This is a genomic window from Mycobacterium sp. E2733 (assembly GCF_001667585.1).
Classification (GTDB): Bacteria; Actinomycetota; Actinomycetes; order Mycobacteriales; family Mycobacteriaceae; genus Mycobacterium.
Window position 1 is genome coordinate 99,345 of the sequence record NZ_LZJZ01000104.1, and the last position, 26,058, is coordinate 125,402.

A 26,058-nucleotide genomic window follows, 5' to 3' on the forward strand; every position below is an offset into this window, starting at 1 on the left:
ATGGCACTCAGTTCGCTGACCACTCTCGACCAATACAAAGCCGCGCCGTTTCCGCCCGGCTATCCCGACAACACGCGAACGTTCTACAGTCCGGTCGACCGTGTGCACGAGGCGCTGAAGGACTTGTTGACGTCGGCCGACAAGAGCATCGTGGTCGCGATGTATGGCTACGATGACCCCGAACTGAATTCGGTGCTGCAGTCCTCGCTGAACGACGAAAAGATCTATGTACAAATGAGTCTCGACTCCACCCAAGCCGCGGGGAAGTCCGAGCGCGCTCTGCTGGCCCCGTGGCTCAACGACAAGACCGGTAACAGCATCGCCATCGGTCACAGTGAGAAATCGGCGATCATGCACTTGAAAATGGTGATCATCGACGGCGTCGACGTCATCACCGGCTCGACCAACTGGTCCAGCGGCGGAGAATCCAAGCAGGACAACCAACTCACCGTGATCCGGGACCCGTACGTGTGCGCGGAAGCCCGCTCACGGATCGACATCATCCACGACGGCATGCTCAAGCAGATGGCGGCGAAGACGCAATCCGGCAGCGCCCACTAGGCGACGCCGCGCCCACCTGACGAGCGCAGCCGCTGCGCCAGTCCGGTCGCCCGCACGGCGCGACGCTCGATGGCCGCGCGCACCGAAGCCTCGCAACCCGCCACCCGGACCTTGCCCTTCGCCCGCGTCACGGCCGTGTAGAACAATTCGCGGGTCAGCAGCCGCGAATCCTCGGGCGGCATCAGCACCGTCACCTCGTCGGCCTGGCTGCCCTGGCTCTTGTGGATCGTCATGGCGTGCATGGTTTCGACGTCGGTGAGCCGGCTGGTCGCGAAGTTCAGGGTCCCGGTGGCGCCGGCAATGACGGCCCGCAGCCCGTCGCTGCCGACCACGACCACCCCGGTGTCGCCGTTGTAAACCTTGAGCCCATAGTCGTTGGCGGTCACCAAGACTGGCCGACCGGCGTACCACGCCGAAGATGGCGGCTGACCCGTCTCCTCCGAGAGCCAGCGCTGCACCTGCCGGTTCCAGTGCGACACCCCGTACGGCCCGTGCCGGTGCGCGCACAACAGCCGGTGCTCGTCGAGCGTCGCCAACGCCACCCCGGTCGCGCCGAGCACCGCGGCCTCCCGCACGCGCAGCGCGTGCGGAACCAGGACCGCGCGCAGGCGGTCGGTCGACCCGTCGGCGTCGAGCCACTCGACGTGGTCGCCGCCGGCCCGCAGCAACCCCATCACACGGTCGGCGTCGCCGATCCGGATCGCTTCGGCCAGCGCACCGATCGACTCGCCGAATCGATGCGGTGTGCGCAGCGCCGCGACCCGCACGTCGTCGCGGACAGAGAGCCCGTCCACCAGGTCGGCCAGCACCGCACCGGCTTCCACCGAGGCAAGCTGATCGGGGTCGCCCACCAGGATCAGCCGCGTATCGGGCCGCACCGCCTCCAGCAGGCGGGCCATCATCGTCAACGACACCATCGACGTCTCGTCGACGACGATGACATCGTGCGGCAGCCGGTTGGCACGATTGTGCTTGAACCGCACCGACGTATCCGGCCGCGAACCCAACAGCCGATGCAGCGTCGTGGCCGGCAAGCCCACCAGCCGCGCCCGATCCGCCGCGTCCAGCCTCTGCACCTCGGCGGCCACCGCCTCGGCGAGCCGCGCCGCCGCCTTGCCGGTCGGCGCGGCCAGCGCGATCCGGGGCCGCGGGAGACCGCCAAGCTCGGCCTGCCCGGCCAGCAGGGCCAGGAGCCGCGCCACCGTGGTGGTCTTGCCGGTGCCCGGTCCGCCCGTCAGCACCGTAACCGCCTGCGAGACCGCGATTTCGGCGGCCGCACGTTGCTCGTCATATCCGGGTGGGAAGAGCCGCTCGAGGGCGGGCACATCGCCCCTTGCCCGGGGAACGGAGAGCGCGAGCAGGTCGTCGCACACCTGCTCCTCCTCGAGCCAGTACCGGTCCAGGTACACCAGCCCCCCGAACATCCGCAGCACCGGCGGCGAGCCGAGCAGCGGACTGGCCCGCACGGCGGCCACCCACTCGTCGGCGTCGGGCCAGTGCAGCCCCGCGTCGCCGACCTGCGCGGCCACGGCGTGGAGGTCGACGCACACCGAACCGCCCCGCAGCGCGCGCACCACCAGCGCGACCGCCAGCGCCACCCGCTCGTCGGACTCGCCCGCGAGCGCCGTAAGACGCTGCGCCACATGGACATCGGCGGCCTCGAACACGCCGGCCCCGGTGTAGGTCCGGAGCAAGCCCTCGGCGGCCATCGCCTCCAACGTCACGCGGCAGCCCTCCCGTCGAGCAGGTCCGACAGCTCGGCTACCAATGACGGCGGCGGCCGCCAGCTGAACACCCCCGACGGGTGTCCGTCGACCACGGGCGTGCCCGCGCCGCACATCCCGCGCACGAACAGATAGAGGATGCCGCCAAGGTGTCGGGCCGGATCGTAGTCCGGCAGCCGCCACCGCAGGAACCGGTGCAGCACAACGCTGTACAGCAGCGCCTGCAGCGGATAATCGGAGTGCAGCATCGCCTCGGCCAGCCGGGGCCGGTCGTAATCGGCGGACGTCAGCGGCCGGTCCGGATCGCCGAGCCAGTTGGTCTTGTAGTCGACCACCAGATAACGGTGCGTCGCGCCGTCGGGCACCCGCAACACGGCGTCGACGGAGCCGGTGAGGTAGCCGCGCAGCGGTTGGTCACCGAGGGGGCGGCTGATCAACCGATCGGCATACGACGCCAGCGCGTCGTCGGCCGGCAGGTGCGCGCGCAGCAGCGCCCCCATATCCGCCAGCCGGATCTCGGGCGCGGCCGAGCGCAGATCGCCGCCGGCCAGCGGGAACTCGAAGTCCAACTCGCGCAACCGATCCCGCAGTCCCATCCGGCGCAGGGTCACGTCGCCGACCAACGGACCCAACGGTGTATCGTGCATCGGCACCATGGCCGACGCCAGCACGTCCGGGGCCACGTCGACCGGCCACCACACCGAGTGGCCGCGGATGTTCGACTCCAGCTCGGCGGCCAGATCAGCGGCCAACGGGTCGGTCGTCTCCAGCACGGCGTGCACCAGCGTTCCGAACTTGGCGCCCACCGGCAGGTCGGCCATCGGCGACGGCACTTCCGGCCCGGATGCGCCCTGGGCCAACGGAATATCACCGGCTTCGTCGTCCAGTTCGGTGACCTCCGGCTCGCTGCTCACCCCTACGGACCCGAACGTTTCAGTCACCCGGATCAGACCGGAGTACGAGGTGCGCCGCCACCCCGTGTCGATGCCGCGATGAAAGTGGCGGCTGTCCAGGTCGGGCGGCACCGGCTCGGGCGGCACGGACGGCGCCGCGGCCACCACCGACCGCTCGATCACCGGACCGCCCGCCGCCTCCCACTCGCGCAATCGGGCCATCGCGTCGTCGTCGGAGATCTTCGCCGGTTCGCATCGGTCGGGGACGAAGGCCTCTCCCGGTCGGCGGCCACGCAGCAGCCGGGACAGTCCGCCGTTGGGCTCGTCGAACGCCGGTGACCACCACGCCACGACCTGCGCTTGGGCGCGGGTCAGCGCGACATAGGTCAGCCGGCTGTCGTCGCTGGCGTCCTCCTTGCGGCCCAGCTTCTCGACGGCCTTGAAGTCCGGACTCTCCTTGCCGCCGATGTGCAGACAGCGCACGCCCTCGTCGTGGAACAGCACCACATCGCGGTCCTGGGCATTGCGGTTGAACGCGAACGGCAGATACACGATCGGGTATTGCAGGCCCTTGCTCACGAAGACCGTCATGACCTGCACGGCCGCCGCGTCACTGTCCAGCCGCCGGTTGCGTTCCGGCGCGCCGACGCGTTCGTCCCGTTGCCTGCGCAGCCAATCGCGGAGCGCGGGCAGGCTTGAGCGCTCCCGATGCGCGACCTCCTGCAACAACTGCGCGATGTGCGCCAGGTCGGTCATCTGGCGTTCGCCGCCGTGGGCGGACAGCACGCGGCCGCCCATGCCCGAAAGCTGTGCGGCCTCGAAGATGGCCGCGACGCCGCGTTCGCGGGCGTGACCGGCCCACTCCCGCAACGTTTCCGCGACCCGGTCGGTCAGCGCGTCACCGCCGGCCGCCAGCGACTCCGCCGTCTCGCCGAAGAACATCGTCGCCGCCGCGGCACGCACCATGCCGGGCCGGTGCGGTTGGTCGAACGCCTCCAGGAGGCAGAGCCAGTCTTCGGCGGCATCCGAGGAGAACACGTCGGAGTCGCCGGTGTACACCGCGGGTACGCCCGCGTCACACAGCGCCTTGAAGCAGGCGGCGGCGTCCTTGTGCTTCTCCACGATCACGGCGATGTCGCGGGCCTGCAGCGGCCTGCCGGCGAACTTCGCGCCGGCCGCCAGCAAGGCGCGGACATCGGCGGCCAGGTCGGCGCCGATGTGCGCGCGCAGCTCGTCGATGGGCAGGTTCTGAATCCCGCGGCGTCCCAGGGTTTCTCGTTGCACCACCCGCAACCGGAACGGGTCATTGTGCGGGGCGCCGGAGAGCCGGTGACCCCGGTGGTAGGCGTCGACGTCGTCCACCACGATCGCGGGGTCGCCGAGTTGAGCGCCACGCAGCACCACTTGCAGGCGGTCGATGAGCGCCGCATCGCTGCGCCAGTTGACGGCCAGCGTCTTCTTCTCACCGGCCGTCTTCGCCGCCCGCAGATACGTCACGATGTCGCCGCCGCGAAACGCGTAGATGGCTTGCTTGGGATCACCGATGAGGATCACGGTCGAACGCCCGCTGAACGCGCGGTCGATCACCTGCCATTGCACCGGGTCGGTGTCCTGGAACTCGTCGACCATGACGATCGGCCAGCGGTGATGCATGCGCACCCGCGCGGGGGAGTCGTCGGTCGCCAGCGCATCGGCGAGCCGGCTCAGCAGGTCGTCGTAGTCGAGGACGCCCATGCGCCGCTTGCGCGTATCGAGTTCCGCGAGAACGTCTTTCGCGAACGTTACGCAGACGGCGGCCCGCGAACCGGGCTCGGGGTCGAGCGGCCGCAGCTGCGTCGAGGGATTCCTGACGACCTCGCGCGCAAGGCGCAGCGCCTCACGGTAGCCCAGCGCCGGATCTTCGCGCTCTTGCCCGAAGTGCGCAAGGTAGAGGTCGTCGACGATCTGGACGATCAGATCGTCGAGGCTCTCCAGCAGCGTGACGTTCGCGGCGGTGTCGCCGGCCACGCCGAGCGACTTCAACACCAGCTGGCAGAACTGGTGCGTGGTGGCGATCGTCGCCGCATCGAAGCGGGCCAGCCCGTCGCGGAGGCGCTGCTTGCGCACCGCTCGCTGGTCCTCGGTGCCGTCGAGCAGGTACGCCACCAATTCATTGGTGCCGGCGCCGTCATCGAAAGCGGCCACCGCTTCGACCATTTGGCCGCGCACGCGCTCCCGCAGCTCCTGGCTGGCGGCCCGGCCGAACGTGATGAGCAACATCTGGTCCAGCGTCGCCGCGCCCTCGGCGACGTAGCGGGTGACCAGCCCGGCCAGCGCGAACGTCTTCCCGGTGCCGGCGCTGGCCTGCAGCACGGTGGTGGACCGATCGGCGGGCAGCGGCCCGAGCAGGTCGAACCGCTCGATCATGTCGGTTTCCTTTCGGCACGCAGCATCGGCAGCCAGACCCGGGCGGCGTACGCGCCCAACCGGGTGTCTTCGCCGTCGTGCTCTTCACCCGCGCGCGGCGGCCCCATCAGGTCGGTCAGCCGAGCGTTCTTGCCCCACGCGCGCACGTGGGCGGGTGCGGAGTCTTCCGCGGGATACCGGTCGCTGGATTTCCACCGGTATTGCGCCTCGCGCAGCGGATCGTCGCCGCAGTGCCGGGCGGCGGCCCAGGCATAGGATGTCTTGATGGGCAACGGGATCGGCTCCCGGCGCCCCGCGTCGTAGACGGCCACCAGCTCACGCAGCACCGCCGAGGCGTCCTCGTGAGGCCGCCCGAGCCCCTCCACCCGCGGGGTGGTGCCCCTCTTGAGGCGGCCGATGCACACCGCCGACCAGTCCCGGCCGGGGTCGTGAGCGATCAACGCCAGCAACGGAATCCATGACTCGAGCAGATGCTTGCCGTCCAGCTTGGAGTAGGTCACCGACACCAGCCGCTCGCCGTACACCGGTGCCACCGTGCCGGTCAGCCGCCGCCCGGAGCCGAGATCGATGTCGACGTCGTAGGCCCGGGTGTCGGCCCGGCGGTGTTGCTGCGCCGCGGCCGCCAGCAGGGCCGCCTGATCCCGGATCTCGGTTGCCCTGCGCCATCCCAGTTGGCCCGGTGGCAGCGTGCCCCGCCGCCACTCGGCCTGCCGGGCGTCGTCCGGCGTCCACCCGCGCAGAATGTCGCTCAGCATCCGGTCGCCGACCGTCCACTCCTCGAGGCCGTCGAGGTCGACGGGCATGGCGTCCTGCACACCGTCGACATCCCGCGGCAGCGTGAACTCCAGGGCGCGGAAGAAGCCCTTGACCGGGTCCTTGAAGAAGCTGACGAGGTCGGCGAGGATCACGTCGTCGGCCGGCGGTGGCGGCAGCGGTCCCGAGATGAACCTGGGCGCTTCGGCGCGCTCGCCCGTGGCGGCCCGCGCCGCCCGCACCACGGTGGGGTCGAAGCTGAAGGCAACTTTCGGCACCAGCTTTCCCGGGATGACGTTGCGAACGTCGAAGGGCTGCAACGGATGCTCGACGACGATGCGCTCGCGAACCTTGCCGGCCCGCTCGCTCGAGGCGGTCATGTCCAGGGTGTCGAGGAGCTCGGCCAGCGGCACCGCGGGCGGGCGCGGCTGACCCGAGTACTCGTTGGCGCCGGTGTAGGTGATCACCAGCTTCTCGGTGGCCGCGCCGATGGCGTCGAGCAGCAATTGCCGGTCCTCCGAGCGGATGTCCCGTTCGCCGGTCATCGGGTCGCGGGCCAGCGCGTCGTCGCCGTCGACGACACCGAGCCGGGGGAACACGCCGTCGTCGAGGCCCACCAGGCACACCACCCGGTGTGGCACCGAGCGCATCGGGACCATGGTGCAGACCGTCAGCGTGCCGCTGCGGAAGTTGGCCCGCGTCGGGCGTCCGGCGAGGCGCCCCTCGAGCAGTGCGCGGATGTCGGGCAGCCGCAGCATCGTGTCGGCGTGCGGCCCGGCGTCAGCCAGCGTCGAAGCGAACTCCCGGTGCATCTGACTGGTCTGCCACCGGTCCGAGTCGTCGATGCGCGTCAGCAGCTCGATGCCGCCGGCCAGCGCGGAAAGCCAGTCGCGCAGCGGCCGCGCGCCCGTCAATGAGTCGACCGCGCGTTGCAGCCGGTCCACGAATTCGGCTAACTGGCCGGCCAATTCGACGCGGTTGCTGCTGACGTCGTCGAGGGGCAGTGTCGCGTCGAGCCAGGCGTGCGAGTCGTCGGACATCGCGACGCCGGCCAGCACCCGGTCGATGCCGAAACGCCAGGTGTTGTGCACGAAGTCGACGTGGTACGGCCGCCGATGCTCCTGGTCGAACCCCCACCGGATGTTCGCCTGGCGGACCCAGCGGGCGATGGCCTCGAGGTTGTCGTCGGTGAAATCGAAGCGGGCGCGCACGGGCGGCACCTCGGCGAAGTCGAGCACCTCGCTGGCTGTCACCCGGCCGCCGGCCAGTGCCAGCAACCGCGAGGCCACACCGAGTAGCGGATTGGTCTGGAGCGGCGAGCGGTCCGCGAGCCGCACCCGCAACCGGTGCGCGGGATGCGCGCCGTGCACCATGTCGCCCAACCCGAAATCGGCGACGATCAGCGGCGCGTACGTCTCGATGTCCGGGCACATCACCAGGATGTCGCGCGGCTCCAACGTAGGGTCGTCCTGCAGCAGGCCGAGCAGCACCTCGCGCAGCACATCGACCTGGCGCGCCGAGCCGTGACAATTGTGTATCTGCACGGAGCGGTCGTCGGCGGCGAGGTTACGCCCTTGCGGCCGAACGGCATTCGCGGCGATGTCGGACTGCAGCCAGCCGAGCAGCGTGCCGGGGCGTTCCGGCGCGGGGAGATATTCGTCGGTCCGCGGATCGGCGGGCAGGCCGCGTTGCAGCTCGCGCAGGTCGCGCCCGAGCGTGGCCAGCAGCGGATGGCCCACGGTGCGATGGCTGGTGTCCAGGCGGCGAGGGATCGCGCCGCGGGCGCCGGCCAGCGCGCGCCACAGTTGGTCGCTGGGATGCGGCAGCCATAGGTGCAGCTCGTGATGGGCGGACAACGCGTCCAGCAGCTCCACGTCGGTGCACGCCAGCCGGGTGTGTCCGAACAGCGACAGCCGCGCCGGCAGGTCGGCCCCGCCTGCACGCAGCTTGGCGAGGGTCTTCTGCTGCCGGATGTGCGGGGGGTCGGCGGCCACGGCGGCCACCAACTCCCGCCAGAGCTCCGGTTGCCAGGCCAGGTCGGGGTCGAGGTCACCCGGATCGCCCGCCAGCCAATCGGCCAGCAGGTGCGGGCGTTGCCTGGCATAGGAGGCGAACAAACCGGCCAGCCGGCGGGCCACCGAGTAGCGCCGGCCGCGGCGCAGCTCGGCCTCCGCCCCCGTCGGCGCGAAGTGGCCCAGATGCCTTGCCAGGGTGCGGCACCACGGCTGATCGAGCGAGCGGTCGATCACCCGCAGCAACGGCCAGGCCATCGCGTCCGGCGACCAAGGATCCTCGTCCGCGGTGCCGGTGAGTTCGGCGATCAGGGAGCCGGGGCTACGGAACACCACCCCGGCGCACACCCCGTCATCGCCCCGGGCACGACCGAGCACATGCGAGAGCCGCTGGCTGAGCCAGCGCTCCACGCCGCGCGCGGGTACCAGCACCAGTTCCTCGGCGAACGGGTCGGTCTGCGGGTTTGCCAGCAGGGCGCCGAGGCCGTCGGCAAGGAGATCGGTGCGTTCGGCACGGTGGAGATGAAGCGCCATTGCGGTGCAACGATAGACCCCGACACCGACACCGGGAGGCAGGACGGCCATCGGGGTCCGGTACCTGGGCCATCAGGGGGCGTGGTGACACACCGCCCGCCGCGATAGCGACGAAAGGCCCTGCGCCTGTCGGCTCCGCTGTGCCAGGCTGAGACCATGGCCGGCGTCGCGGATGCCATCGGGTGGGCGAGTAGGCAGATCGGGGACCGGGTTCCCAAGGCGGACCTGGATCAGCGCGACCCGGACTTCATCCGGGACCAGTTGCCCGGCACCTGGCTGGTGGCGTCGCTGTACTTCCGGGCCGACGTCCGCGGACTCGACCGCATCCCGCCGCACGGCCCGGTGCTGCTGGTCGGCAACCACAGCGGCGGCAACGTCCCACCCGACACGTTCGTCTTCACCCTGGCGTTCTGCTCGTACTTCGGGGTGGAGCGCCCGTTCTATCAGCTCGCGCACAACCTGGTCACCCTCTATCCACCGCTGCGCTGGTTGCGCAAATTCGGCACGGTGGCGGCTAGCCCCGAAAACGCCCGTCTCGCTTTGGAATCCGGTGCCGCCGTGCTGGTGTACCCGGGCGGCGACTACGAGGTCTTCCGGCCGTCCTGGCAGCGGCACGTCGTCGACTTCGGTGGCCGCAAAGGCTTCGTGCGACTCGCCCGCGACACCGGCGTGCCGATCGTGCCGGTGGCCAGCGTCGGCGGCCAGGAGACCGCATTCTTCCTCGGCCGCGCGCAGTGGCTGGCCAAACTGTTGCTGCTCGACAAGGTGGTCCGGCTCAAGAGCGTGCCGATCTCGCTGGCGCTGCCGTGGGGCCTCAACGTGAGCGACCTGCTGGGGCACATCCCGTTGCCCGCCAAGATCGTCATCGAGGTGCAGGAGCCGATCGCAGTGCACGACGATGACCAGGCGGTGTACGACGAGGTGATCGCCAGCCTGCAGGCCGGTGTCGATCGGCTGGCCGCCGAACGCCGATTACCGGTGATCGGCTGATGCGCGTCGAACGGCGGATCGTAGTCAACGCGGACCGCGACACCGTGTGGAAGGTGCTCAGCGACCCGGATCGCTATCCCTCGTTCCTGCCGCACCTGGAGCGCTGGGAGACGCTGACCGAGGGCCCGGCCCGGGTGGGTGCCCGCTACACGGTGCTGTGGAAGATCGGGTCGATCCCGGTGGGCGGCATCGCCGAAGTGGTGGAGTTCAATGCGGCCCGAGATCTGGCCTGGATCAACATCACTGGCGTCACACAGCGGGGCCGGTTCCGGTTGCGCGACGCCGGACCGGGCCGAACCCGGGTGACCTTTCGGCTCGCCTACAGCTCGGAGGGCGGGCTGCTCGGCCTGATCGCGGATCGGGTGGCGGCGTTCTGGGTCGGCCGCTCCCTCGACGAGAGCCTGAAAAACCTTCGCCGCCTCGTCGAGTCGTAACCTGCCGCGCCGGTGAATACGCCTACTTGGCCAGTGTGAACTGGTTGATGTCGATGTAGCCGTCCCGGAAAGCCTTGGCGCAACCGGTCAGATACCTCATGTATCGCTGGTACACCTCCTCGGACTGGATCGCGATCGCCTCGTTCCGGTGTGCCGCCAGCGCCGCGGCCCACAGGTCGAGCGTTCGGGCGTAGTGCAGTTGCAGCGACTGCCTGCGGGCCAGGTTGAAGCCCATCTTCGAGGCGTGGAACTCCACCATCTCGATCGGCGGCAACTGGCCGCCCGGGAAGATCTCGGTGGCGATGAAGTTGTTGAAGCTGGTTTGCTCTTCGGTCATCGGGAGGCCGCGCTCGACGATCTGCTCCGGGGTCAGCATGGTGATCGTGTGCAGCAGCATCACCCCGTCGTCGGGCAACAGGTGATAGGCCTTTTCGAAGAAATCGTCGTAGCGGTCGTACCCGAAGTGTTCGAACGCGCCGATGGAGACGATCCGGTCGACGGGCTCGTCGAACTGTTCCCAGCCCTGCAGCAACACCCGCCTGCTGTGCGTGGTGGTCATCGCGTCGAACATCTTCTGCACGTGGGCGGCCTGGTGCTCCGACAGCGTCAGGCCGATGACGTCCACGTCGTACTTCTCGAGCGCGCGGCGCATCGTGCCGCCCCACCCGCAGCCGACGTCCAGCAGCGTCATCCCGGGCCGCAAACCCAGCTTGCCGAGCGCCAGGTCCATCTTGCGGAGCTGCGCCTCTTCGAGCGGGATATCGCGCATGCGGTCGAAGTACGCGCAGCTGTAGGTCATTGTGGGGTCAAGGAACAGCCGGAAGAAGTCGTCGGACAAGTCGTAGTGCGCCTGGACTTCCTCGAAGTGCGGCGTCAGGTTCTCCGTCATGCGGGGCTACGCGCCTTTCTGAATCCGGGGCCATTCAGCTGTACACGAGCGCGCGGCGCAGCTGGTTCAGCGTGGCTTCCCGGAAGGGCCGGAATCAAACTTCAGCGGGCGTATTCGGGGAATTCGAGTGAGGCTACTCCCGTTTAGCGGGAGGCGGCTAGAAATTGAGGAGGGGCACATGGAGGCTTGGGACGCGATCCGCGCCCGGCGCAACGTCCGGCAGTACAAGCCGGATCCGGTTTCCGAAGACGACCTGAACCGCATCGCGGAGGCGGGGTGGCGCGCGCCGTCGGCAAAGAACCGGCAGCCTTGGGACTTCGTGATCGTCACCGACCGGGCGCAGCTGCAGCAGCTGTCGACCGTCTGGCAGGGCGCCGGACACATCGCGGCGGCCGCGGCCGCGATCGCGATCGTGGTGCCCGTGCCGCCCGACGAGCGCAGGGTGATCACCGACAACTATGACGTCGGGCAGGCCACGATGGCGATGATGATCGCGGCCACCGACCTGGGAATCGGGACCGGGCATTCGTCGGTCGGGGACCAGGAGAAGGCGCGCGCCATCCTCGGTGTCCCCGAGGACCGGCTGGTGGCCTTTCTGTTGGGCGTCGGGTATCCCGCCGACCGTCCGCTCACCCCGATCCGCACGCCCAATCGGCGGCCCTTCGCCGAGGTCGTCCACCACGGTCGCTGGTGAGGACCCCCGTCCCCGCTTTTGATATGGCCCGCGATATCAAGATCGGAAGCACCTCATGGTTCCGACACAGCGCCGCCGCCGGCGTGCATGCTGGGGGCCATGAACAGACACGAGATCACCGAACAGATCGTCCTGGCCCGCCTCAGGCTCGGCCTGACGTGGCAACAGCTGGCCGAGGCCATCGACAGGCCGGTGGTATGGACCACCTCGGCGCTACTGGGCCAACACCCCATTCCCGCTGAGCTGGCAACGATTCTCGCCGAGAAGCTAGACCTGGACGAGTCGGTGGTGCCCGTGCTGGCGGCACCGCCCATGCGCGGCGGGTTACCCACCGCCGTGCCGACCGACCCAACGATCTACCGCTTCTACGAGGCCCTGCAGGTCTACGGCGGCGCCATCAAGGAGCTGATACACGAACAGTTCGGCGACGGCATCATGAGCGCGATCAACTTCAGCGTCGACCTGCAGAAGAAATCGCACCCGTCCGGCGATCGCGTCGTGGTGACACTGGACGGCAAATTCCTTCCTTATCAATGGATTTCGGCAGGAACCTGAGATGCCCGCCGAGGCGAAACCGGTAGACCTCGTTCTCTCCGGCGGGGGCGTGAAGTTCATCGGCCTGGTCGGCGCGGTCACCGCGCTCATGGATGCCGGGTACTCGGCCTATCGGGTGTCCGGCGCTTCGGCCGGATCGGTGGTCGCGGTGATCTCGGCGGCCGCGTCCAAGGGAAATCAACTGACCAGTGGTCAGCTCAGAGAGCTCGCGCTGTCGGTGCCGTTGCGCAGTTGGCGCGACGCGGGCCCGGTGCCATTCGTCGGGTCCGCGTGGGGGCTGGTTCGGGACACGGCCATGTACCGCGGCGATTTCGCCCACGAGTGGATCCGCAGCGAGCTGAAGAACCTCGGGGTGGTCACGTTCGGTGATCTGGCCCTCGACGACGGCGACCTGCCTCCCGAACGGCGCTATAAGGTTGCGGTCACGGTCGCCGACGTCACCGCCGCGCAGCTGGTGCGACTGCCCTGGGACTATCAGCGGCTCTACGGGCTCGATCCCGACGAGCAGCCCGTCGCCGACGCGGTCCGCGCCTCGATGGCGATCCCGTTCTTCTACCCGCCGGTCAGGCTCACCGACACCCTGGGGCTCACGTCCAACCTTGTCGACGGCGGGGTGCTGTCGAATTTCCCGATCGACTCGCTGGACCGCACCGACGGCAAATCGCCGCGCTGGCCGACGTTCGGGATCACGGTGATGCCCAAGCTCGCCGAGGGCGTGGAACAGGTGTTCCCCGCGTTGCGGCCGCTGCGCTTCCTCAAGCAGTCCGCTCTGCTGCAAAGCCTGTTCACCACCATGTTGGTCGGCCATGACCAGGCGCAGCTGAGCCTGCCGTGGGTCAAGTGCCGCACCATCGGGGTCGCATCCACCGACGTGAGCGTTCTCGACTTCGGCATATCCCGGGGCCGCCTGGAAGAGCTCTGCGACAGAGGCTATGCGGCCGCGCAGGACTTCCTGTCGACCTGGGACTGGCCGGCGTATCTGGACCGGTTCCGATGAATCGGCGCGGAAGTGAAGTGACTGCACGTCGCGCACGTGTCACACTGGCGGCGAGGAGGCGAAGGAAACGCGGTGGCGGCTGGCAGCGGCCACCGCGTTCGCCATTAGTTCATCAATACCTGCGGTGAGAGTTCCTTCAGCATCGCGTTGGCCCAGCGCATCTGGCGCAACGTCTCCGGGTGGCAGCGCGACGCCACGCTCAGCAGTTCGGAGTCCCTGGCGGCCTGCGCGCCCTGGGCCAGCAGCTCCCAATCCAGTGACACCCCCGCCGCCAGGCGGTGAATCCGCCGCAGGTCGGCGAGCAGCACCAGTCCGGGCTCCGGACGGTGCCGCAGCATGCCGCTCATCCGCGACTGCACGGCTCCGGTGATCGCGCGGGTGCGGGGCTCGGCGGACAGGCGCAGACCGTAGCGGCGGCCATGCTCGGCCAGCTCGTTCAGGTGTTGCTGCGACCAGCCGGCCAGGTCGCGCGCCAGGTGATTGACGTCCTGGTCGCTGTGGTGCCGCGCGGCCACCAGGTTCAGATTGTGCGCCAGCTTGCGTTCGGAGCGGTGCAGCTCGCGGATCGCCATTTTGAGCTTCATCGCCGGCCTCCGGTTGTCAGCACCTCGGTCACGCCGGCGGCCGCGCCGCCCGTCGTGGCGGGCACCGCCCCATTGACCGGCGCGGACGCCGTGGTGGTCGGCGCATGCGCGGCGCCGTTTGTTTCGGCATGGCCCCCTCGGGCTTTCCGGCTCTTTTGGAGCCGGGCGGCGGCCGTCTTGTAGATCGGCTGCTTGGAAACCGGATCCCAATCGGTGACCGTGAGTTCGTTGCCGGCCCGCTGATGGGCCTTGTTGCCGGTGTCCCAGTAGCCGTAATGGAACGGCACGAACAGGACGCCCTCGCGGATGCCGCAGATTCGGGCGGCGCAGGTGACGCAGCCGCGTGGCGTGCTCACCTCGACGAGGTCGCCCTCGCCGATGCCCAATCGCCGGGCGTCGGGTTCCGACACCTCGACCCACACCTCGGGCGCGGCATCTTGAAGTTGTTGTGCCCGAGCGGTTTTCGTTCGGGTGTGGAAGTGGTACACGGTGCGGCCGGTGATCAAGACGAACGGATGCTCGGGGCTGGGCCGCTCATGCGGGGGAACGTATTCGGCCGCCTTGATGATGGCCTTGCCGAAGGGATTCATGGACCGGTATTCATCGGGCTGCAACGGGGCGCCCGTGATCAGGTCCTTGCCGTAGGCCTCGCAGTAGTCCGGTGTCGCCCAGAAGTTCGCGTCGGCGTAGAGCCGTTCGGTACCGTCGGGATGCTCTGCGTTGCACGGCCATTGGATGCCGCTGCCGCCGCGCAGCTTCTCGTAGCTCAGGCCGGTGTAGTCGCACGGCCGGCCCGCGGTGCATTCCTTCCACGCCTCGAACGCCGACTCGGGATCGGTCCACGGCGGGAACGGTTGGCCGTCCTTGTCGCGGAAGTCCATCCGCCGCGCGTAGTCCAGGAAGATATCAAGGTCTGAACGTGCGGAACCCGGTGGATCCACCGCCTTTTCGGACAGGTGCACGGTGCGGTCCGCGTTGGTGAAGGCGCCGGTTTTCTCCCCCCACGCCGCGGCGGGCAACACCACGTCGGCGAGTGCGGCGGTCTCGGTCATGAAGATATCCTGCACGATGAGGAACAGCCGCTCCTGGGAGAAGATGTCGCGGATTCGTGGCAACTCCGGCAGCGACACTGCGGGATTGGTGGCGGTGACCCACAACATCCGCAGGGTCCCCTCCTCGGCGAAGCGGAACATCTGCATGGCATGGGTCGGCGGGGCGTAGTGCGGAATCTGCAGGGGCTCAAGGTTCCACAACTTCGCCAGTTCCTTGATGTGGGAGTCGTTGGACCAGTTGCGGAAGCCGGCCAGGTCCCCGTCCGCGCCGCACTCGCGGGTGTTCTCCGCGGTCGGCTGCCCGTTCATCTGCAGCAGACCGCAGCCCGGCTTGCCCAGCATGCCGCGCACCAGGTGGATGTTGTTGACCTGCACGGCCGCCGCGGTCGCCTGGTGCGATTGATAGAAGCCCTGTAACACGGTGGACAGCAACCGCTCGGCGGTGCCCAGTAGCCGCGCCGCTCGCCGGATGTCCTCGGCCGGCACCCCGCAGATCTCGGCGACCCGTTCCGGTGGGAACTCGTCGACCCGGCTGCGCAGCTCGTCGAAACCGACTGTGTGCGTGTCGATGTAGTCCCGGTCGATCCAGCCGTGGCCGATGATCTCGTGCAGCAGGCCGTTCATCAATGCGACGTTGGTGCCGGGCAGGGGAGCGAGGTGAACGGTGGCGTGCCGGGCAACCGGCGTGAGCCGGGGATCGACGCACACGATCGAGGGCGGTGAGTCGCCGGCCAGCCGGTCCAACATCCTGGCCCACAACACCGTTTGCGTCTCCGCGACGTTGTGGCCGAACAGCGCGATGACGTCGGCATGGTCGACGTCGGTGTAGGAGCCCGGTTGCCCGTCGCAGCCGAAGGATTCCTTGAGCGCCTCGGCCGCCGTCGCGGTGCACAGGCGGGTGTTGCCGTCGACGTGGTTGGTGCCGATCGCCCCGTGCGCGATGGCCCCCTGGGTGTAGTACGCCTCGAGGAACAACTGCCCGGAGGTGTAGAACCCGATGGAACTGGGGCCGTAGCTGTCGAGCAGTTGTCTACTGCGAGCCACGATGTGGTCCATCGCCGTGTCCCAGTCGCACGGCTTCAAGTCGCCGCCGACTCGAATCATCGGGCTGGTCAACCGGTCTCGCGAATTATTGGCCTGCCAACCGAACAGGTCTTTGGGGTCGAGCCGGCCGTGGTTGACCCGGTCGACGGCGCGTCCCCGCACCCCGACGATTTGTCCGTCCTTGACGGCGATGTCCAGGCCGTCACCGTTGGAATGCAATACCGCCGCCGACTGCACCCAACGGTCCACCGACTCGGGCGTGACGCCGTCGGCCAGGTAGGTGTCGACCCGCTCGGGCCACGGCGTGCCCGGTTCGTACGGTGTCCGCGTTCCCCACGGGTCGGCGATCCGGTCTACTGTCACGCCGGGGGCGTACCCGGCCGCCGCGGTCCGAAACGTGGTGGTCAGGCGCTTTACAGCCCGAACTCGGCCTCGATGCCGTCGATCCCGGCGCGGATGGCCTTCAGAGCGTCGGCGCGGGCGCGCAACTTCGTTGCGGCATGGGCATGTTGGCGCAGACCGGCGAATTCGCGCGCGGCCTCCTCGGCGCGGCTCACCACCATCTCGGGCAGCACGATCTCGTCGACGAAGCCGGCGGCCAGCGCGGTCTCACCGAAGAACGTCTTGGCCAGCCCGGCCGCCTGCTGATAAGCCGACTGCGTCAGCCGCAGCTTCATGATCTCCAGGGCGGCGTACGGGATGACCATGCCGATCGCCACCTCGTTGGCCTGAATGTTGTACGCGTGCGCGGCCACCCGGTGGTCGCCGGACGACAACAGGAAAGCCCCCATCGCGATGGCGTGGCCGGTGCAGGCCATCACGACCGGCTTGGGATGCGACAGCAGCCGATAGGCCAGCTCGAAGCCGCCCCGCAGCATGTCGATCGCCGGCTGCGCCTCGCCCGATGTCAGGATCTTCAGGTCGAATCCGCCGCTGAACACCCGCTCGTTGCCGGTGATCACCAACGCCCCGGCGTTGTCCGCGTCGGCCCGGTCGATCGCCTCGCCCAGCGCCTGCTGCATCGTCGGACCCAGGGCGTTGACCTTGCCGTCGTCCATCTTGATGACCGCGATGGAATCCTTGAGGCTGTAGTGGACCGGGCCGCTCATCGGTTGCTGGCTCCTTGCCGTCACGCGGGCTGACTGTGGTGTTTGCCCAGCTCGTCCTCGGCCTCGCCCCAGCGCAGGCTGACATCGGTGGGCTCGTCGAGCTGGCGGGTGCGCCATCTGTCCTGCGTTTCCCGCACCGCGCCGTTGATCCGTTCGATCTCGCTGCGGAACACCTCGGGACGGGTTTCCTTGCTGGCGTAGTGGAAGTAGGTCAGCAGCCCGCGCAGCAGCTCCAGCTTCTGCTTCTCCCGCTTCGCCAGGTCGTGGGTGGTCATCAGCTCGATGCGCTGGACGGGCGGCAGCGAGTCCCAGTCCAGCACCACCTTGGTTTCCAGCGGAACGCGTTCGCGCTCCCAGAACCGGCGCCCTTGCGGGCGTTTCGGCCGGTCGAAGTAGCTGATGGTGCCGGTGAAGCGCGATTCGATGCCACTGCCGATCTCAGCGCGGTCGAGCGCCGAATCCCACACCATGCGCCATTCCTGGCCGGGAGCCAGCACCGGCAACTCGCGGGGGAGCCGCAGTTCGGCGACGTCGGCGTAACCGTCGGTGGCGTGTTCGTATTCGGCGACCGTCGGCGGATTCATGAACGAGAACGTGATGTCGTACGCGGCGGTTTGACCAAAGTTCCTGACCACCAGTTCGATCACGTGCCAGTCGGCGGGGTGCGGTTCCATGAACATCGCCACTTGCGGCCGGGTCTGCTCCGCGACCAGTCGACGATTGCGGGTGATCTGCCGGTTGGTGAAGATCAGGGTGACGACGGCTAGCGCGATTGCGGCCCAGGCCGCCCACGCGATCCAGGTGCTGGACCCGACGTGCGTGATTCCGTGCCAGCCGTCCTGGATCCACCCCATGGAATCCACCTTCCGCTTATATCACAGGCCGGTTGCCGGCTCGTCCCGATCGAGCGATCGCCGCCCGCCTCAGCCGCCCATCAGCATTCGCCACTGGGCCAGATCCGCGGCGCGATAAACGTAGTTGGAACGCTTGACTTCCGACAACGATGCGCTCGGTTCGGCCGAATACCAGTGCCCGGGAAAAACCGTCGGGTCGCCGGGCAAGGTCGCGAGTTGCTGCAGGCTGCGGTACATCTCGTCGGAATCCCCGCCGGGAAAGTCGGTCCGGCCGCAGCCCTCCAGGAACAACGTGTCACCGGCCACGAGGCGGCCATCCAGCAGGAAACACTGGCTGCCGGGCGTGTGACCGGGCGTGTGCAGCAACTCGATCTCGATGTCGCCGATGCTGACCTTGTCGTGATTCTCGTGGGCGGTGAGGTCGCCGAGGCTGACCCCGGTGACTCGCGAAACCCATTGCGCCTCACGGGTATTGACATGCACCGGCACGGCTTTTCGTTCCAGCAGCTCGGCCAGGCCCTGCAGCGAAAAGCCCATCATCGATCCGCCCACGTGGTCGGGATGGTGATGGGTCACCAGCACTCCCGACAGGTGCATGCCGTCGGCCTCCAGCGTGTCGAGCAGTTCGCCGGCCGCATAGGCGGGGTCGACCACCACGCAATCGCCCGTTTCGCGGTCGCCGATCAGGTAGGCGAAGTTGCGCATCTGGGTCGCGAACATGTCGCCGCCGGCGAAATCGCGCCCCGAGAGCAGTTGACGAAAGTACAGCCGGTCCGTTGACACGTGACCAGACTAGGACGTGCCCGCGAGGGTCCGCAGCGCCGCCTCGAACTTGGCGAAACACCACGTGTGAGCATCGATTGGGGGTCTGTTCAGTGGGTATTGTTGGCGCATGAGGAAGAAGGTCGAGATCGAGATCGACGTCGATCTGATTGACGAGGCGATACGCCGCTTCCAGCTGGCGGATGCCCGCGAGGCCGTCAACCTCGCGTTGCGCACCCTGCTCACCGGAGCCGACGCCGACGAATCGGGCGAAGATTACGACGAGTTCAGCGACCTCAGCGCGTGGCAGCTCCGCCGGAGCGGCGAGGGCGGGGCCTAAAGCCCGTTTGGACCGGCTGCGAGCCAGGTTGTACCCTCTTTTAGGCCCGCGGCACTGCCGATTCGGGTGAACGGCCCCCTTAGCTCAGTCGGTAGAGCGTTTCCATGGTAAGGAAAAGGTCAACGGTTCGATTCCGTTAGGGGGCTCGGCGGACGCCGAGCAGGCGTGGCGGCCCCGACCCCAAAAGGGGTGGGCAGAGGCGATGTAGCTCAGTCGGTTAGAGCGAACGACTCATAATCGTTAGGTCGCCGGTTCGAGTCCGGCCATCGCTACAACACAACAATGCACTTTGAGAGATTTGAGAGAGAACCGTCATGGCTTCCAGTACCGACGTGCGGCCGAAGATCACCTTGGCCTGCGAGGTGTGCAAGCACCGCAACTACATCACCAAGAAGAACCGCCGGAACGACCCGGACCGCATGGAGCTCAAGAAGTTCTGCCCGAACTGCGGCAAGCACCAGGCGCACCGAGAGACGCGCTAGCGGCGACCCGCGACCGTTTATTCAGATCGACTAGGTAGATTTTAGAGCCGTGCCGTTAACCGAAGACATCGTCGGTATGCACTACCGCTATCCCGACTATTACGTCGTGGAGCGGGAAAAGATCCGCGAGCACGCCGTCGCCGTGCAGAACGACGACGCCGCATTCCTCGAGGAGAAGGCGGCGGCCGAACTCGGGTATGACGGGCTGCTGGCCCCGCTGACGTTCATTTGCGTGTTTGGCTACAAGGCGCAGACGGCGTTCTTCAAGCACGCCAATATCGCCGTCCATGACGCGCAGATCGTTCAGGTCGACCAGGTGCTGAAGTTCAATACGCCGATCGTGGCGGGCGACAAGCTGTACTGCGATGTCTACGTGGACTCGATGCGGGTTTCGCACGGCACCCAGATCATCGTGACCAAGAACATCATCACCAACGAGGCCGGTGATGTAGTGCAGGAGACCTACACGACCCTGGCGGGCCGTGCCGGCGAGGATGGAGAAGAGGGATTTTCTGATGCCACTGCGTGAGTTCAGCTCGGTGAAGGTCGGTGACCAGCTCCCCGAGCGGACCTACCCGCTGACCCGTCAGGACCTGGTGAATTATGCGGGGGTCTCCGGCGACCTGAACCCGATCCACTGGGACGACGAGATGGCCAAGGTCGTCGGGCTGGACACCGCGATCGCGCACGGCATGCTGACCATGGGCATCGGCGGCGGCTACGTCACCTCGTGGATCGGTGACCCCGGCGCGGTCACCGAGTACAACGTGCGGTTCACCGCCGTCGTGCCGGTGCCCAACGACGGTAAGGGCGCCGAGCTGGTTTTCAGCGGGCGGGTCAAGTCCGTCGATCCCGAGACCAAGTCCGTGACCATCGCGCTCACGGCCACCACCGGCGGCAAGAAGATCTTCGGCAGGGCTATCGCGTCCGCAACGCTGGCGTAACCCATGGCGCTCAAAACAGACATCCGGGGAATGATCTGGCGCTACCCGGACTACTTCGTCGTCGGCCGCGAGCAACTCCGCCAGTTCGCGCTGGCCGTCAAGAACCGCCACCCGTCGCACTTCGACGAAGCCGCGGCCGCCGATCTCGGCCACGACGCGATCCTCGCGCCCCTGACCTTCGCGACCATCTTCGCCAAGCTGGTCCAGCTGGATTTCTTCCGGCACGTCGACATCGGCATGGAAACCCTGGTGATCGTCCAGGTCGACCAGCGGTTCGTGTTCGCCCAGCCGATCAAGGCCGGCGACAAGCTGTGGGCCCGGATGGACATCCTGTCGGTGGACGAGCGGTTCGGCGCCGACATCGTCGTCACGAAGAACATCTGCACCAATGACGATGGCGAGTTGGTCATGGAGGCTTACACCACGTTGATGAGCCAGTTCAACGACCAGGCGGCCTCATCCAACCTGCGTTGGGACCCTGAGTCCGGCCAGGTCGTCAGAACGGCGTAATTAGTATCTGGCTCGCGCGTGGATGTACACTCGGACCTCGGGGTTTTCCCAGCATTAGCGCGCTTTCCGTGAGTCGAGCAATCGGAAGGCGCGCGTGTCATGTAAGCCCCGGTAGGTAAGCGCAGGTTGGCCTGCCAACCGCAAAGGGGCGTAGCTCAACTGGCAGAGCAGCGGTCTCCAAAACCGCAGGTTGCAGGTTCAAGTCCTGTCGCCCCTGCTGAACACGACGTCCGGCGACGATGCGGGCCGGAATGGCCCGAGGAGGAGCCGGACAATAGAAAGGGCGTGCCATGGTGGACACTGGAATGGTGCCCACAACCACGGGCACGGCCTGCGGGAAACTAGCAAACTTAAGGAGCATGCGGTGAGCGACGAAGGCGACGCAGCCAACGACGCCACAAGCGACGGCGCTGACAGGGAGGACGACCGCGCGAACGGCGGTCGGACCGCTGTGGTGACGCGGCCGCAGCGCCCCACCGGCAAACGATCCCGGCAGCGAGCGGCCGATGCCGGCGAGGACGCCGACGTAGAGTCGGCGGACGAGGTTGAGGTTGCCAAGGAGGACAAGTCCGCCAAGGGCGCCAAAGCCAAGAAGGCCAAAAAGCCGAGGAAGCCCGGTGACCGTTCGGCCAACCCGTTCGTCTTCGTCTACAACTACCTCAAGCAGGTGGTTGCGGAGATGCGGAAGGTTATTTGGCCCAACCGCAAGCAGATGCTCACCTACACATCCGTGGTGCTGGCGTTCCTGGCTTTCATGGTGGCGCTGGTCGGCCTCGCGGACTTCGGCCTCACCAAGCTGGTGCTGCTGGTGTTCGGCTGAGCGAGAAGATAGAGAGGACTGAAAACCGTGACTACCTTCGACGGTGACACGTCCGCGGGTGAAGCGGTCGACGTAGAAGAGCGTGCCGAGGGCACGGAGGCGCTGGAACCGGCCCCGGAAGAGGCGGTAGAAACCCCGGCGGCCGAGGCCCCCGAGCAGTCGGCCGAAGAGGTCGACCCGGCGGCCGCGCTCAAGGCGGAACTGCGCAGCAAGCCTGGCGACTGGTACGTCATCCACTCCTACGCGGGATACGAGAACAAGGTCAAAGCCAACCTCGAGACCCGCGTGCAGAACCTGGACGTCGGCGACTACATCTTCCAGGTCGAGGTGCCCACCGAAGAGGTCACCGAGATCAAGAACGGCCAGCGCAAGCAGGTCAATCGCAAGGTGCTACCCGGCTACATCCTGGTGCGCATGGACCTGACCGACGACTCGTGGGCCGCGGTGCGCAACACGCCGGGCGTCACCGGGTTCGTCGGGGCGACTTCGCGCCCGTCCGCGCTGACGCTCGACGACGTGGTCAAATTCCTGCTGCCGCGCGGGGCGACCAAGAAGGCCGCCAAGGGCGCGGCCACCACCGCCGCCGCCGCCGAGGCGGGCGGGCTGGAGCGTCCGGCCGTCGAGGTCGACTACGAGGTCGGCGAATCGGTGACGGTCATGGACGGGCCGTTCGCCACGTTGCCGGCGACCATCAGCGAGGTCAACGGCGAACAGCAGAAGCTCAAGGTGCTGGTGTCGATCTTCGGCCGCGAAACGCCGGTGGAATTGACGTTCAGCCAGGTCTCCAAGATTTAGCTCGGGCAGTTACGCCCACCCCCAGGAAGGAACACCAACATCTCATGGCCCCGAAGAAGAAAGTCGTTGGGCTGATCAAGCTGCAGATCGTGGCGGGGCAGGCCAACCCTGCGCCGCCGGTCGGCCCCGCGCTCGGCCAGCACGGCGTCAACATCATGGAGTTCTGCAAGGCCTACAACGCCGCCACCGAAAACCAGCGCGGCCAGGTCATCCCGGTGGAGATCACGGTCTACGAGGACCGCAGCTTCACCTTCGCGCTCAAGACGCCGCCCGCCGCCAAGCTGCTGCTCAAGGCCGCCGGCGTGGGCAAGGGCTCGGCCGAGCCGCACAAGAACAAGGTTGCCAAGGTCACCTGGGACCAGGTTCGTGAGATCGCCGAGACCAAGAAGACCGATCTCAACGCCAACGACATCGACGCGGCCGCCAAGATCATCGCCGGCACCGCCCGGTCGATGGGGATCACCGTCGAATAGCAGTACAAGACACCGTGGGAGGGCCAGCTTCGGCCCGCTGCTAACCACGACCCAACACCCGATTGGATGAATCAATGAGCAAGAACAGCAAGGCATACCGCGCCGCCGCCGAGAAGGTGGACCGCAACAACCTCTACAGCCCGCTCGAGGCGGCCAAGCTCGCCAAGGAGACCGCGTCGGCCAAGCAGGACGCGACCGTCGAGGTCGCGATCCGGCTCGGCGTCGACCCCCGCAAGGCGGACCAGATGGTCCGCGGCACGGTCAACCTGCCGCACGGCACCGGTAAGACCGCCCGCGTCGCGGTGTTCGCGGTCGGCGACAAGGCCGAGCAGGCACAGGCCGCCGGCGCGGACATAGTCGGCAGCGACGACCTGATCGAGAAGATCCAGGGCGGTTTCCTGGACTTCGACGCCGCGATCGCGACCCCCGACCAGATGGCCAAGGTCGGCCGCATCGCTCGCGTGCTCGGCCCGCGCGGCCTGATGCCGAACCCCAAGACGGGAACCGTCACTCCCGACGTCGCCAAGGCCGTTGCCGACATCAAGGGCGGCAAGATCAACTTCCGCATCGACAAGCAGGCCAACCTGCACTTCGTCATCGGCAAGGCGTCCTTCGACGAGAAGGCCCTCGCCGAGAACTACGGTGCCGCGCTAGACGAGGTGTTGCGGCTCAAGCCGTCCGCGTCCAAGGGCCGCTACCTGAAGAAGATCACCGTGTCGACGACCACGGGCCCGGGCATCCCGGTGGACCCGTCCGTCACCCGCAACTTCGCGGAAGCGTAGCGGCGGCCGCCGGTGGCGGCGCTCTCAGACCCGTTAAGCGGCTACCCGCCGCACTCGGCGATGCGCCGGCGCAGGAAGTCGCGGCCCGGCTCGGAACCGTTGGCCTGCAACGCTTCTCGGTACCAGGTGACGGCATCGGCCGGTCTTCCCGCTCGCCGAAGCAGGTCGGCGCGCACGGTCGCGACCAGATTTGAGCGGCCCAGCCGGGGGTCGTGCGCCACCTCGTCCAGGGCGGCTAGGCCCGCATCGGGCCCGTCGCGGAAGCCGACCGCCAGGGCGCGATTGGCGCGCACGACCGGCGAGTCGGTCAGCTGCAGCAGCCGATCGTAGGCTGCGCAGATGGTGATCCAGTCCGTCTGGTCCCAGGACGGCGCCGTCGCGTGCAGCGCGGCGATCACCGCCTGCGGCAGATAGGGGCCCGTCGAACCCTCGGCCCGGCGTAACCGGTCCAGCCCCCGGGCGATTCGGTCGCGATCCCATCGGCGGCGGTCCTGCTCCTCGAGGGGCACCAGCATCCCGGTGTCGTCGACCCGGGTGGCGCGTCGCGAATCGTGCAGCAGCATCAGGGCGGCCAGCGCGTGGGCCTCGCGCTCGTGTGGCATCAGTGCGCACAGTTCACCGGCCAGCCGGATTCCTTCGTCGCACAGTTCGTCGCGGATCGCCGACGGGCCCGCCGTGGACCAATATCCCTCGGTGAACACCGAGTAGACGCAACCGAGCACGTGTGGGGTGCGCTCGGGCAGCAGCTCGGCGGGCGGCACGCGCAGCGGGATGTTGGCGTGCCGAATCTTGTTCTTGGCGCGCGTGATTCGCTGACCGATCGCGGCGTCGGTCTGCAGCAGCGCGCGGGCGATCTCGGTGACGGTCAACCCCGACACCAGCCGCAGGGTGAGCGCCAGTTGGGATTGGCGGTCCAGGGCGGGGTGCGCGCAGGTGAACATCATCCGCAGCTCGTCGTCGCGAACGGGAGACGGGTCGGTGTGATCGGTGCGCGCCCGGATTTCGTCGATCACGGCCGCCAATTCCTTTCCGGGACGGAGGGATTCGCGGCGCAGGCGGTCGCGTGCCCGGTTGCGGGCCACGGTCACCAGCCATCCGCCGGGATTGTTTGGCAGTCGGTCGCGGTCCCAGGTGCGAAGGGCCTCGGCGCAGGCTTCCTGGACGGCGTCCTCGGCGACGGTGAGGTCGCCGGACCACCGCGCGAGCGCGGCGACGGCGGGTCCCCATTCCCGCCGGAAGACGCCGTCCAGGTCGGACATCGCTGGTGCTTTAGAGTCCCGAGACTCCAGCCAGCTGCCGCACCTGCACGCTCGAGGCGGGAATCATCGAGGCGAGCTTGACTGCCTCGTCGCGGTCCGCGGCGGCGAGCAGGTAGACGCCGGTGGCGATTTCGGCGCCTTCCACGTATGGCCCGTCGGTGATGAGGACCTCGCCGTCACGCACCCGCACGGTGGTGGCGGTGGACCGGTCGTGCAAGGCGGCACCGCCAAGGATGTGATCACCCGCGGCCGCGTGGAGATCGGCGTGCTTTGCCGCCACTGCCTCCCACTCCGGGGTGCCGGGAGTGTGTGCGGCTTCGGCCGGTTCCAGCAGCAGTGCGAGCCAGTCGTTGCCGGTGAGCTTGCGGGACAGGTCAATTGAGTGGACGGTTGGCCACACTTCCACGGCCCCGAACGCGGCGAGCGGGATGTCGCGCGCCAGGGCAAGCGCCTCGTCAAGGTTTTCCGCTTCGAACAGGTAGTAGCCGCAGGCAACCTCCGCTGCCTCGGCGAAGGGCCCGTCGGTGACAATCGGCGCGTCCGGGCCACCGGTGATCACCACCGCCGAGGCGGCGGGAGCCAGCGCGTCTCCGGCCCGGATCGCGGCGCCGGCTTTCGCGTGGAAGTTCTCCCACGCCGCCATAGCGGTGGCTGCATCTTCGGGTGTGCGGTGTTGCTCCTGGCCGATCAACAAGGCGAAATACTGCATGTTCGTCACCTCCCGTAGTGAGCGAAGCCCCGTGCTCCACTCTCTACTTAATCGACGAACGGCGCAGCCTCAATCCGACACCGCGAGATAATCAGGT

26 protein-coding genes and 3 tRNA genes are annotated in these 26,058 nt (G+C 67.9%); 18 read left to right on the forward strand and 11 right to left on the reverse strand.

Annotation, left to right across the window (positions count from 1 at the left end; genetic code table 11):
- Positions 1-561, forward strand: a complete 561-nt coding sequence (locus tag A5678_RS19530; protein WP_068045415.1) for a phospholipase D-like domain-containing protein — start codon at positions 1-3, stop codon at positions 559-561.
- Here the strand turns inward: A5678_RS19530 and recD are convergent.
- Genes recD through recC form a run of 3 tightly spaced genes read right to left on the reverse strand, consistent with a single transcriptional unit; the run spans position 558 to position 8,883 of the window.
- Positions 558-2,270, reverse strand: coding sequence for an exodeoxyribonuclease V subunit alpha (recD, locus tag A5678_RS19535; RefSeq protein ID WP_068045621.1), 1,713 nt, complete (start codon positions 2,268-2,270; stop codon positions 558-560). The two genes, A5678_RS19530 and recD, sit on opposite strands and share 4 nt — an antisense overlap.
- A gap of 11 nt (positions 2,271-2,281) precedes the next feature.
- Entirely contained in the window at positions 2,282-5,581 is a 3,300-nt protein-coding gene (recB, locus tag A5678_RS19540) for an exodeoxyribonuclease V subunit beta (RefSeq protein WP_068045618.1), read from the reverse strand.
- Positions 5,581-8,883: an exodeoxyribonuclease V subunit gamma gene (gene recC / locus A5678_RS19545; protein ID WP_068045419.1), complete on the reverse strand. Its 3,303-nt coding sequence runs from the start codon at positions 8,881-8,883 to the stop codon at positions 5,581-5,583. The genes recB and recC overlap by 1 nt, the downstream gene beginning before the upstream one ends.
- A gap of 156 nt (positions 8,884-9,039) precedes the next feature.
- Between recC and A5678_RS19550 the strand changes: the two genes are divergently transcribed.
- Both A5678_RS19550 and A5678_RS19555 read left to right on the forward strand, forming a co-directional pair.
- Positions 9,040-9,873 (forward strand): lysophospholipid acyltransferase family protein, encoded by an 834-nt coding sequence (locus A5678_RS19550; RefSeq protein WP_068045422.1) that lies wholly within the window; start codon positions 9,040-9,042, stop codon positions 9,871-9,873.
- The gene (locus tag A5678_RS19555) at positions 9,873-10,307 is read left to right on the forward strand and encodes an SRPBCC family protein (RefSeq protein WP_068045425.1); all 435 of its coding nucleotides are present in this window, start codon (positions 9,873-9,875) and stop codon (positions 10,305-10,307) included. Before A5678_RS19550 ends, A5678_RS19555 begins: the two co-directional genes overlap by 1 nt.
- 22 nt (positions 10,308-10,329) lie before the next feature.
- Here A5678_RS19555 and A5678_RS19560 read toward each other — a convergent pair whose 3' ends face one another.
- Positions 10,330-11,196 (reverse strand): cyclopropane mycolic acid synthase family methyltransferase, encoded by an 867-nt coding sequence (locus A5678_RS19560; RefSeq protein WP_068045428.1) that lies wholly within the window; start codon positions 11,194-11,196, stop codon positions 10,330-10,332.
- Between the two features lie 178 nt (positions 11,197-11,374).
- Here A5678_RS19560 and A5678_RS19565 point away from each other — a divergent pair, with 178 nt between their 5' ends.
- The 3 genes from A5678_RS19565 (at position 11,375) to A5678_RS19575 (ending at position 13,442) form a co-directional block, all read left to right on the forward strand.
- Entirely contained in the window at positions 11,375-11,890 is a 516-nt protein-coding gene (locus A5678_RS19565) for a nitroreductase family protein (protein WP_068045432.1), read from the forward strand.
- An 87-nt stretch (positions 11,891-11,977) separates the two neighbouring features.
- Entirely contained in the window at positions 11,978-12,445 is a 468-nt protein-coding gene (gene cynS, locus A5678_RS19570) for a cyanase (protein ID WP_068045436.1), read from the forward strand.
- Between the two features lies 1 nt (position 12,446).
- Entirely contained in the window at positions 12,447-13,442 is a 996-nt protein-coding gene (locus tag A5678_RS19575) for a patatin-like phospholipase family protein (protein ID WP_068045438.1), read from the forward strand.
- A gap of 104 nt (positions 13,443-13,546) precedes the next feature.
- Here A5678_RS19575 and A5678_RS19580 read toward each other — a convergent pair whose 3' ends face one another.
- The 5 genes from A5678_RS19580 to A5678_RS19600 form a co-directional block, all read right to left on the reverse strand.
- Entirely contained in the window at positions 13,547-14,026 is a 480-nt protein-coding gene (locus A5678_RS19580; RefSeq protein ID WP_068045441.1) for a hypothetical protein, read from the reverse strand.
- Positions 14,023-16,485: a molybdopterin oxidoreductase family protein gene (locus tag A5678_RS19585; protein ID WP_068045444.1), complete on the reverse strand. Its 2,463-nt coding sequence runs from the start codon at positions 16,483-16,485 to the stop codon at positions 14,023-14,025. Before A5678_RS19585 ends, A5678_RS19580 begins: the two co-directional genes overlap by 4 nt.
- Before the next feature lie 50 nt (positions 16,486-16,535).
- The gene (locus A5678_RS19590) at positions 16,536-17,231 is read right to left on the reverse strand and encodes a crotonase/enoyl-CoA hydratase family protein (protein ID WP_068045446.1); all 696 of its coding nucleotides are present in this window, start codon (positions 17,229-17,231) and stop codon (positions 16,536-16,538) included.
- A 20-nt stretch (positions 17,232-17,251) separates the two neighbouring features.
- The gene (locus A5678_RS19595) at positions 17,252-18,085 is read right to left on the reverse strand and encodes a hypothetical protein (RefSeq protein ID WP_068045449.1); all 834 of its coding nucleotides are present in this window, start codon (positions 18,083-18,085) and stop codon (positions 17,252-17,254) included.
- Between the two features lie 69 nt (positions 18,086-18,154).
- On the reverse strand, positions 18,155-18,868 hold the full coding sequence (locus A5678_RS19600) for an MBL fold metallo-hydrolase (protein WP_068045452.1): 714 nt from the start codon (positions 18,866-18,868) through the stop codon (positions 18,155-18,157).
- Positions 18,869-18,977: 109 nt separating this feature from the next.
- On the opposite strand from A5678_RS19600, the gene A5678_RS19605 reads away from it, so the two are divergent.
- From A5678_RS19605 to rplA, 12 genes are all read left to right on the forward strand, one after another.
- Positions 18,978-19,187 carry a type II toxin-antitoxin system VapB family antitoxin gene (locus A5678_RS19605; protein WP_068045455.1) on the forward strand — a complete coding sequence of 70 codons (210 nt, stop codon included), beginning with the start codon at positions 18,978-18,980 and terminating at the stop codon, positions 19,185-19,187.
- Positions 19,188-19,260: 73 nt separating this feature from the next.
- A tRNA-Thr gene (locus tag A5678_RS19610) sits at positions 19,261-19,333 on the forward strand.
- A gap of 52 nt (positions 19,334-19,385) precedes the next feature.
- A tRNA-Met gene (locus tag A5678_RS19615) sits at positions 19,386-19,459 on the forward strand.
- Positions 19,460-19,501: 42 nt separating this feature from the next.
- Positions 19,502-19,669 (forward strand): 50S ribosomal protein L33, encoded by a 168-nt coding sequence (gene rpmG, locus A5678_RS19620; protein ID WP_007167776.1) that lies wholly within the window; start codon positions 19,502-19,504, stop codon positions 19,667-19,669.
- A 49-nt stretch (positions 19,670-19,718) separates the two neighbouring features.
- Entirely contained in the window at positions 19,719-20,198 is a 480-nt protein-coding gene (gene hadA, locus A5678_RS19625; RefSeq protein WP_068045458.1) for a (3R)-hydroxyacyl-ACP dehydratase subunit HadA, read from the forward strand.
- Positions 20,185-20,613 carry a (3R)-hydroxyacyl-ACP dehydratase subunit HadB gene (gene hadB, locus A5678_RS19630; protein ID WP_068045461.1) on the forward strand — a complete coding sequence of 143 codons (429 nt, stop codon included), beginning with the start codon at positions 20,185-20,187 and terminating at the stop codon, positions 20,611-20,613. The genes hadA and hadB overlap by 14 nt, the downstream gene beginning before the upstream one ends.
- Positions 20,614-20,616: 3 nt before the next feature.
- Positions 20,617-21,123, forward strand: a complete 507-nt coding sequence (hadC, locus tag A5678_RS19635; RefSeq protein WP_068045464.1) for a (3R)-hydroxyacyl-ACP dehydratase subunit HadC — start codon at positions 20,617-20,619, stop codon at positions 21,121-21,123.
- Between the two features lie 144 nt (positions 21,124-21,267).
- Positions 21,268-21,340 (forward strand) — tRNA-Trp (locus A5678_RS19640).
- Between the two features lie 147 nt (positions 21,341-21,487).
- Positions 21,488-21,943 carry a preprotein translocase subunit SecE gene (gene secE / locus A5678_RS19645; RefSeq protein ID WP_068045466.1) on the forward strand — a complete coding sequence of 152 codons (456 nt, stop codon included), beginning with the start codon at positions 21,488-21,490 and terminating at the stop codon, positions 21,941-21,943.
- Between the two features lie 27 nt (positions 21,944-21,970).
- Positions 21,971-22,738: a transcription termination/antitermination protein NusG gene (gene nusG, locus A5678_RS19650; RefSeq protein ID WP_068045469.1), complete on the forward strand. Its 768-nt coding sequence runs from the start codon at positions 21,971-21,973 to the stop codon at positions 22,736-22,738.
- 44 nt (positions 22,739-22,782) lie between these two features.
- The gene (gene rplK / locus A5678_RS19655; protein ID WP_068045470.1) at positions 22,783-23,211 is read left to right on the forward strand and encodes a 50S ribosomal protein L11; all 429 of its coding nucleotides are present in this window, start codon (positions 22,783-22,785) and stop codon (positions 23,209-23,211) included.
- Positions 23,212-23,285: 74 nt separating this feature from the next.
- The gene (gene rplA / locus A5678_RS19660; RefSeq protein WP_007167783.1) at positions 23,286-23,993 is read left to right on the forward strand and encodes a 50S ribosomal protein L1; all 708 of its coding nucleotides are present in this window, start codon (positions 23,286-23,288) and stop codon (positions 23,991-23,993) included.
- 41 nt (positions 23,994-24,034) lie between these two features.
- Here the strand turns inward: rplA and A5678_RS19665 are convergent, their stop codons facing one another.
- Together A5678_RS19665 and A5678_RS19670 are read right to left on the reverse strand one after the other, a co-directional pair.
- Positions 24,035-25,252 (reverse strand): RNA polymerase sigma factor, encoded by a 1,218-nt coding sequence (locus A5678_RS19665; protein ID WP_068045473.1) that lies wholly within the window; start codon positions 25,250-25,252, stop codon positions 24,035-24,037.
- 10 nt (positions 25,253-25,262) lie between these two features.
- Positions 25,263-25,961 (reverse strand): YciI family protein, encoded by a 699-nt coding sequence (locus A5678_RS19670; protein WP_068045476.1) that lies wholly within the window; start codon positions 25,959-25,961, stop codon positions 25,263-25,265.
- Positions 25,962-26,058: the final 97 nt, after the last annotated feature.

Excerpts from the sequence above, each read along its gene's own strand:
- rplA (WP_007167783.1), top strand. The coding sequence starts at position 23,286 with ATGAGCAAGAACAGCAAGGCATACCGCGCCGCCGCCGAGAAGGTGGAC.
- A5678_RS19555 (WP_068045425.1), top strand. The coding sequence starts at position 9,873 with ATGCGCGTCGAACGGCGGATCGTAGTCAACGCGGACCGCGACACCGTG.
- A5678_RS19575 (WP_068045438.1), top strand. The coding sequence starts at position 12,447 with ATGCCCGCCGAGGCGAAACCGGTAGACCTCGTTCTCTCCGGCGGGGGC.
- A5678_RS19590 (WP_068045446.1), bottom strand. The coding sequence starts at position 17,231 with ATGAGCGGCCCGGTCCACTACAGCCTCAAGGATTCCATCGCGGTCATC.
- rpmG (WP_007167776.1), top strand. The coding sequence starts at position 19,502 with ATGGCTTCCAGTACCGACGTGCGGCCGAAGATCACCTTGGCCTGCGAG.
- A5678_RS19605 (WP_068045455.1), top strand. The coding sequence starts at position 18,978 with ATGAGGAAGAAGGTCGAGATCGAGATCGACGTCGATCTGATTGACGAG.
- A5678_RS19530 (WP_068045415.1), top strand. The coding sequence starts at position 1 with ATGGCACTCAGTTCGCTGACCACTCTCGACCAATACAAAGCCGCGCCG.
- cynS (WP_068045436.1), top strand. The coding sequence starts at position 11,978 with ATGCTGGGGGCCATGAACAGACACGAGATCACCGAACAGATCGTCCTG.
- A5678_RS19665 (WP_068045473.1), bottom strand. The coding sequence starts at position 25,252 with ATGTCCGACCTGGACGGCGTCTTCCGGCGGGAATGGGGACCCGCCGTC.
- A5678_RS19580 (WP_068045441.1), bottom strand. The coding sequence starts at position 14,026 with ATGAAGCTCAAAATGGCGATCCGCGAGCTGCACCGCTCCGAACGCAAG.
- rplK (WP_068045470.1), top strand. The coding sequence starts at position 22,783 with ATGGCCCCGAAGAAGAAAGTCGTTGGGCTGATCAAGCTGCAGATCGTG.
- A5678_RS19550 (WP_068045422.1), top strand. The coding sequence starts at position 9,040 with ATGGCCGGCGTCGCGGATGCCATCGGGTGGGCGAGTAGGCAGATCGGG.
- hadB (WP_068045461.1), top strand. The coding sequence starts at position 20,185 with ATGCCACTGCGTGAGTTCAGCTCGGTGAAGGTCGGTGACCAGCTCCCC.
- hadC (WP_068045464.1), top strand. The coding sequence starts at position 20,617 with ATGGCGCTCAAAACAGACATCCGGGGAATGATCTGGCGCTACCCGGAC.
- recC (WP_068045419.1), bottom strand. The coding sequence starts at position 8,883 with ATGGCGCTTCATCTCCACCGTGCCGAACGCACCGATCTCCTTGCCGAC.
- recD (WP_068045621.1), bottom strand. The coding sequence starts at position 2,270 with ATGGCCGCCGAGGGCTTGCTCCGGACCTACACCGGGGCCGGCGTGTTC.
- A5678_RS19595 (WP_068045449.1), bottom strand. The coding sequence starts at position 18,085 with ATGGGGTGGATCCAGGACGGCTGGCACGGAATCACGCACGTCGGGTCC.
- A5678_RS19560 (WP_068045428.1), bottom strand. The coding sequence starts at position 11,196 with ATGACGGAGAACCTGACGCCGCACTTCGAGGAAGTCCAGGCGCACTAC.
- A5678_RS19565 (WP_068045432.1), top strand. The coding sequence starts at position 11,375 with ATGGAGGCTTGGGACGCGATCCGCGCCCGGCGCAACGTCCGGCAGTAC.
- A5678_RS19670 (WP_068045476.1), bottom strand. The coding sequence starts at position 25,961 with ATGCAGTATTTCGCCTTGTTGATCGGCCAGGAGCAACACCGCACACCC.